At 73.4% G+C, this 6812-nt stretch carries 5 protein-coding genes and 1 pseudogene; all 6 read left to right on the top strand.

Annotated elements, in window-relative coordinates; genetic code table 11:
• Positions 1-45 precede the first annotated feature (45 nt).
• Positions 46-1584, top strand: coding sequence for a CoA-acylating methylmalonate-semialdehyde dehydrogenase (locus tag GL263_RS18440; protein ID WP_182856826.1), 1539 nt, complete (start codon positions 46-48; stop codon positions 1582-1584).
• Positions 1585-1689: 105 nt separating this feature from the next.
• Entirely contained in the window at positions 1690-2454 is a 765-nt protein-coding gene (locus tag GL263_RS18445) for a GntR family transcriptional regulator (protein WP_182856827.1), read from the top strand.
• Between the two features lie 191 nt (positions 2455-2645).
• The gene (locus GL263_RS18450; RefSeq protein ID WP_323379464.1) at positions 2646-4679 is read left to right on the top strand and encodes an oxidoreductase; all 2034 of its coding nucleotides are present in this window, start codon (positions 2646-2648) and stop codon (positions 4677-4679) included.
• Between the two features lie 38 nt (positions 4680-4717).
• Positions 4718-5302 carry a PadR family transcriptional regulator gene (locus tag GL263_RS18455; protein WP_182856829.1) on the top strand — a complete coding sequence of 195 codons (585 nt, stop codon included), beginning with the start codon at positions 4718-4720 and terminating at the stop codon, positions 5300-5302.
• Between the two features lie 120 nt (positions 5303-5422).
• On the top strand, positions 5423-6073 hold the full coding sequence (locus GL263_RS18460; RefSeq protein ID WP_182856830.1) for an RNA polymerase sigma factor: 651 nt from the start codon (positions 5423-5425) through the stop codon (positions 6071-6073).
• Positions 6057-6812: pseudogene (locus tag GL263_RS18465) on the top strand (hypothetical protein); the annotation flags it as partial. The gene GL263_RS18460 and the pseudogene GL263_RS18465, both read left to right, overlap by 17 nt.

Consider the following 6812-nt stretch of genomic DNA (forward strand, 5'->3'; position numbering starts at 1 on the left):
CCCCTTCTCCGCTGACGTCCTCCGCTCACGAAAGGTCCCGCCGCCATGCGAGGCAGTACCCACACCACCGCCGACAGCCGGCCCCCGACCCGGACCCTCGGCCACTGGATCGACGGCAAGCCCGCCGAGAGCACGTCGGGCCGCCACGGCCAGGTGTTCAACCCGGCAACCGGGGCGGCGGACACGCGTGTCGCGCTCGCCTCCGTCGAGGAGGTGGACAGCGCCGTCGCCGCCGCCAAGGCCGCCCACGCCACCTGGCGGACGTCCTCCCTCGCCGCCCGCACGGCGATCCTCTTCCGCTACCGCGCCCTGCTCGACGCGCACCGCGACGAGATCGCCGCGCTGATCACCGCCGAGCACGGCAAGGTGCACGCGGACGCGCTCGGCGAGGTGGCGCGCGGTCTGGAGATCGTCGAACTCGCCTGCGCGATCCCGGAGAAGCTGAAGGGCGAGCTGTCCACGCAGGTCTCCACCCGGGTCGACGTGGCATCCGTGCGGCAGCCGCTGGGCGTCGTCGCCGGCATCACCCCGTTCAACTTCCCGGCGATGGTGCCGATGTGGATGTTCCCCGTCGCCATCGCCTGCGGGAACACCTTTGTGCTGAAGCCGAGCGAGAAGGACCCGTCGGCCGCGCTGCGGCTGGCCGAACTGGCCTCCGAGGCCGGCCTGCCGAACGGCGTGCTCAACGTCGTGCAGGGCGACAAGGTGGCCGTGGACCGGCTGTTGGAGCACCCGGACGTGGCCGCCGTCTCGTTTGTCGGCTCCACGCCCATCGCCCGGTACGTGCAGCTGAAGGCCGTGGAGCACGGCAAGCGGGTGCAGGCGCTCGGAGGCGCCAAGAACCACATGCTGGTACTGCCCGACGCCGACCTGGACTTCGCCGCCGACCAGGCGGTGAACGCGGCGTACGGGTCGGCCGGGGAGCGCTGCATGGCGGTGTCGGTGGTGGTCGCCGTCGGCGACACCGGTGACGACCTCGTACGGCGCATCGCCGACCGCGCCCGCGCGCTGCGCATCGGTCCCGGCGACGACCCGGCCTCCGAGATGGGCCCGCTCATCACCCGCGAGCACCGGGACAAGGTCGCCTCCTACGTGGCCGGCGCCCGCGCGCAGGGCGCCGAGGTGGTCGTCGACGGCACCGGGTTCCGGCCGCCCGCCGGGCACGAGGACGGCTTCTTCCTCGGCGTCTCGCTGCTGGACCACGTGCCGGTCACCGCCGACGCCTACCGGGACGAGATCTTCGGGCCGGTGCTGTGCGTCGTGCGGGCGGAGACCTACGAGGAGGCGGTCGAGCTGATCAACAGCTCGCGCTGGGGCAACGGGACGGCGATCTTCACCCGGGACGGCGGCGCCGCCCGGCGCTTCCAACTGGAGGTGGAGGCAGGCATGGTGGGCGTCAACGTGCCGATCCCGGTGCCGGTCGGCCACCACTCGTTCGGTGGCTGGAAGGAGTCCCTCTTCGGCGACCTGCACGTCTACGGCAGCGACGGCGTGGCGTTCTACACCCGGGGCAAGGTGATCACCACGCGCTGGCCGGACCCGGCGGACGCCGGCATCAACCTGGGCTTCCCCAGCCACTCGTGAGACACGGCGGGGCGGCCGCCCCGGAAGGCCGGCCGCCCCGCTGTTTGTCAGGACAAATCTTTGACAGGACTTCCTGTCATTACCGCCGATGGCTATGCTCGTCCCGTGACCCCTTCCCCGTCCCCGGGTTCGGCAGACCTCGACTTCACCCTCGACCGCTCCAGCCCCGTGCCGCTGTACTACCAGCTCGCACAGCAGTTGGAGTCGGCCATCGAGCACGGCAGCCTGCCGCCCGGCAGCCTGCTGGGCAACGAGATCGACCTGGCGAACCGCCTCGGCCTGTCCCGGCCGACCGTCCGCCAGGGCATCCAGTCGCTGGTCGACAAGGGGCTGCTGGTGCGGCGGCGCGGGATCGGCACCCAGGTCGTGCACAGCCAGGTCAAGCGGCCGCTGGAGCTGAGCAGCCTCTACGACGACCTGGAGACCGCCGGCCAGAACCCGAGCACCCGCGTCCTGCGCAACGAGATCCAGCCGGCCTCCGCGGAGGTCGCGGCGGCCCTGGGCATCAGCGAGGGCGCCGAGGTCAACGTCGTCGAGCGGCTGCGCCTCACCCACGGCCAGCCGATGGCGCAGCTGCGCAACCACGTGCCGGCCGGCCTGCTGGACCTGGACACCGGGCGGCTGGAGTCGACCGGCCTGTACCGGATGATGCGGTCCGCCGGGGTGACGCTGCACAGCGCGAACCAGTCGATAGGCGCCCGCGAGGCGACCGCCGAGGAGGCGGAGCTGCTGGAGGAGCCGGAGGGCGCCGCGCTGCTCACCATGCGCCGTACCGCCTACGACGACACCGGCCGGGCCGTCGAGTACGGCAGCCACGTCTACCGGGCCTCCCGCTACACCTTCCAGTTCCAGCTGCTCGTCCGCGGCTGACCCCCACCCTCTCCCACGCCGTACGCCCGCCGGGCGTACGGCGTTGTCGTGCGCGGCGGCCGCGTGTCGTGCGCGCCACATCGTTGTGCAACTAGTTGCACAACGCCTCGCGTGTCGTCTACAAACTCAAGGAAGGCCCCGACCGCCCCGCCAGACGACGAGCGACGAGAGACGAGAGCGCCATGACCCCGGTGAGCCCGTACCCGCACCTGCTGAGCCCCCTCGACCTCGGCCACGTCACCCTGCCCAACCGGGTGCTGATGGGCTCGATGCACGTCGGCCTGGAGGAGGCCGAGAACGGCTTCGCGCGGATGGCCGCCTTCTACGCCGAGCGGGCGCGCGGCGGCGTCGGCCTCATCGTCACCGGCGGCATCTCCCCCAACGAGGCCGGCCGCCCGTACGAGGGCGGCGCCAAGCTCACCACCGCCGAGGAGGCCGCGCAGCACCGCGTCATCACCGACGCCGTGCACCGCGAGGGCGGCCGCATCGCCATGCAGATCCTGCACTTCGGCCGCTACGCCTACCACGACAAGCTGGTCGCCCCCAGCGCGCTCAAGGCGCCCATCAGCTGGTTCGAGCCGCACGCGATGACCGACGACGAGGTCGAGCAGACCGTCGAGGACTTCGCGCGCGCCGCCGAGCTCGCCAAGGAGGCCGGTTACGACGGCGTCGAGATCATGGGCTCCGAGGGCTACCTCATCAACGAGTTCATCGCCTCCGCCACCAACCACCGCACCGACCGCTGGGGCGGCGACTACGAGAACCGGATGCGCTTCCCGCTGGAGATCGTGCGCCGGGTGCGGGAGCGGGTCGGCCCCGACTTCATCCTGATCTACCGGCTCTCCATGCTCGACCTCGTCCCCGGCGGCTCGACGCTGGAGGAGGTCGTCGAGCTCGCCAAGCGCGTCGAGGAAGCCGGCGCGTCGATCATCAACACCGGCATCGGCTGGCACGAGGCCCGCATCCCCACCATCGTCACCTCCGTGCCGCGCGCCGCCTGGGCCTGGGTCACCAAGCGCCTCATGGGCACCGTGAACATCCCGCTGGTCACCACCAACCGCATCAACACCCCGGAGAAGGGCGAGGAGTTGCTCGCCGATGGCTACGCGGACATGGTCTCCGTCGCCCGGCCCATGCTCGCCGACCCGGACTTCGTCGCCAAGGCCGCCGAGGGCCGCCCCGAGGCCATCAACACCTGCATCGGCTGCAACCAGGCCTGCCTCGACCACACCTTCGAGCTGAAGATCACCTCCTGCCTGGTGAACCCGCGCGCCTGCCACGAGACCGAGCTGGTGCTCTCCCCCACCCGCCGCGCCAAGCGGCTGGCGGTCGTCGGCGCCGGCCCGGCCGGGCTGTCCTTCGCCGTCTCCGCCGCCGAACGCGGCCACCGCGTCACCCTCTTCGACGCCGCCGACAGCATCGGCGGACAGCTCAACCTCGCCCGACGGGTGCCCGGCAAGGAGGAGTTCAACGAGACGCTGCGCTACTTCCGCCACCGGCTCGACGCACTGGGCGTCGAGCAGCGCCTCGGCACACCGGTCACCGCCGCCGACTTCGCCGACGGCGGCCCGCACGCCGGCTACGACGAGATCGTCGTCGCCACCGGCGTCACCCCGCGCGTCCCCGACATCCCCGGCGTCGACCACCCCAGTGTCGTCAGCTACCTCGACGTGCTGCGCGAGGAGGCGAAGGTCGGCGACCGCGTCGCGGTCATCGGCGCCGGTGGCATCGGCTTCGACGTCGCCGAGTACCTCACCGACGACGGCGAGGCCGCCAGCCAGGACCCGGACGCCTTCTTCCGCCAGTGGGGCGTGGACCCCGAGTACCGCACCGCCGGCGGCCTGCGCGAACCGGTCCGCCCCGCGCCGCGCCGCACGGTCCACCTGCTCCAGCGCAAGACCAGCAAGGTCGGCGCCGGCCTCGGCAAGACCACCGGCTGGATCCACCGCGCCGAACTCCGCCACCGCGGCGTCACCATGGTCGCCGGCGCCACCTACGACCGCATCGACGACGAGGGACTGCACGTCACCGTCGACGGCGAGAGCCGCGTCCTGCCCGTCGACACCGTCGTGCTGTGCACCGGGCAGGAACCCCGCCGCGACCTGCACGCCGAACTCGCCGCCGCCGGCCACACCGTCCACCTCATCGGCGGCGCCGACGTCGCCGCCGAGCTCGACGCCAAGCGCGCCATCGACCAGGGCACCCGCCTCGCCGCCACCGTCTGACCGGGCACGGGAACGGAACGCCTCCCTAGGATGCGGGCATGTCACTGCCGCACGCGATCCTGACCGCGCTGCTGGAGAAGCCGTCGTCCGGACTGGAACTCACCCGCCGGTTCGACAAGTCGATCGGCTTCTTCTGGTCGGCGACGCACCAGCAGATCTACCGGGAGCTGGGCAGGCTGGAACGCGCCGGCCACATCCGGGCCCTCCCGTCCGCCGCGCCCACGCGCGGCGGACGCAAGGCGTACGAGGTGCTGCCCGCCGGGCGGGCCGAGCTGGCCGCCTGGACCGCCGCCCGCGACGAGCCCCGCCCGCTGCGGGACGCCCTGCCGGTGCGGCTGCGGGCGGCGGCCGTCGTCGGCACCGAGGGGCTGGCCGAAGAACTGACCCGCCACCTGGAGCTGCACCGGCGGCGGCTCGCCGACTACCGGGCCATCGCCGCACGCGACTTCCCCGAGGGCCCCGACGTCCCCGGCGACGCCCGTACCCGGCTGCACCACGTCGTGCTCGACGGCGGTGTGCGCATGGAGACGTTCTGGATCGAATGGCTCAGCGAGGCACTGGAGGCCGTACGCCTCATCGAGGCGGGCGACCAGGACTCACCGGCCGACCCCGGCCCGGTGTGACCAGCGTCACCCACCGCTCACCGCCGCCGCCATACAACCGTCACCGTCCGTGGATCGTCTGAATCTGCAACTCCGGTCCGTTTTTCGACACTTGGTGGAGCACCATGCGAACATCAGCGCATGGGGGAGGCGATCCACGGACGCGGCCTGGACACCGCGGAGATCGACGCGGCACCGGCACGACGTGCCGACTGCGTCGTACGAGCGGCGCAGGCCGGCGACGAGGACGCGTTCCGCGTCCTCTACCGGCGCCTGACGCCCGACCTCGTCCGGTACGCCCGCATCCTCGTCCCCGACGGCGACCGCCCGGCAGCCGAACGACTGGTCGCCACCACCTGGGCGGCGCTGGCCGCGGACCTCGTCCGCTTCGGCGGCGACGAGGAGGCCTTCCGCCGGTACGCGCTCGCCGCGTTACGGAACCGGGCGCACACCCCACGGCGTCGCAGACACCGTCGGCCGGCCGAGGTCAGCCCGCCGACCGGCACCGCGCGCGTACCGCCGGCGACATCCTCGCCGACCGTACGCGCACCCGACGAAGGCGCCGCCGGCTCCCGACCGAGCCCCCGTCGGATCTTCGCCGCGCTCGCGGCGCTGCCCCGAGCACAGGCGGAGGCGATCCTGCTGCGGCTTGTCCTCGACCTCGACGCCAGGGGCGCCGCACAGGTCCTGGGCAGACGGCCGGGCGCGGTCTCCGCCGCGCTCACCCGTGGCCTCAGACGCCTGGCGCGGCAGTACGACGGAGGTGAGCGGATCGATGCGCAGGGAGATTGACGAGGCGACGCTGCGCCGGCTCATGGAAGGTGTCGGCGAGGACCTCACCGCGAAGGAACTGATCCCGCTCGCCGAGCTGCTGAGCGCCGCCGCGACCGCCGACCGGCCGACGGCGGCCAGGACGCAGGACGGCCCGGACCGCGTACCCGGGCAGCCCGGAGGGCCCGGGCAGCCCGGAGCTCCTGGCGAGGAAGCGGCCGTGGCGGCGTTCCGGGCCGCCCGCAACCAGGCGGCGGCCGACCGGCGCGCCCGCCCCGGACGGCTGCGGACGGTCCGCTGGCGCGGGCGCGGCGCCGCGCTCGGCCTCGCCCTGGCCACCCTGCTCGGCGCGGGCGCGGCGTTCGCCGCGACCGGCGCGCTGCCCGTGCCCGGCGAACAGCGGCCGCGCACGGCCAACGGCCCCCGCACCGAAGTACCGCCGCCCCCGCTCCCCGGCACAAGTCCCGGCGAACGCGCGCCCTTCGGCTCCTCCGGCGTGCCGAGCGGGCAGCCGTCGCCCCGGGTCGACCGCGGTCGCGGCCCCTACGACCCGTCCGGTCCGGCCGCGAAGGCGGAGGCCCGCCTCGACGCGCTGTGCCGCGCCTACGGCGGACTGCCCGCACACCGCCGCGCGTCCGCGCTCCGCGCGCCGTCCTTCCGCCCACTCGTCGAGTCCGCGGAGGGCCGGGAGAAGGTCGCCGACCACTGCGCGGCCCGCATGCGCGACGCCCGCCGAGCCGACCCCTTCGACTCCTGGGAG

The organism is Streptomyces durbertensis, from assembly GCF_014156695.1.
In the GTDB taxonomy this organism is placed as follows: domain Bacteria; phylum Actinomycetota; class Actinomycetes; order Streptomycetales; family Streptomycetaceae; genus Streptomyces; species Streptomyces durbertensis.